Source organism: Paenibacillus sinensis (genome assembly GCF_019904155.1).
Classification (GTDB): domain Bacteria; phylum Bacillota; class Bacilli; order Paenibacillales; family Paenibacillaceae; genus Paenibacillus_AQ; species Paenibacillus_AQ sinensis.
Map to the genome: position 1 here is coordinate 1 of NZ_JAHCMB010000101.1, position 346 is coordinate 346.

1 pseudogene is annotated in these 346 nt (G+C 37.3%); it reads right to left on the reverse strand.

The window, feature by feature from the left end:
* Positions 1–218: pseudogene (locus tag KIH86_RS10720) on the reverse strand (HAD family hydrolase); the annotation flags it as partial.
* Between the last annotated feature and the right edge of the window lie 128 nt (positions 219–346).

Sequence of the window (346 nt, forward strand, 5' to 3'; positions counted from 1 at the left end):
AGCATCATATTTGCAGGAACAATATTACTGATTTCATGAAGCAGTCCAGCCTGCTCAGCTTCCTCTGGTTCAACTCCGAATCGATTAGAAGTTCTTTTGGCTTCCTCAGCAACCTTCAATACATGCTTTAGTGTTTCTTCATCTTGATGGTAGTGAAAAACCGCAGTAATATCTTCCTTTAGATTTCCAGTGATTTCAACCTGAACATATTGCTTCAAGCTCGTTCATAGCAATCCGCTTTGCGTGTATTTAGATGAGACAGTAGCATTTATGGAGTACACCAAATTCATAGTAAATTTAGCTGTTAGGTTTTGTAAAAATGATGAATGTTATAAGATCCTCTTCA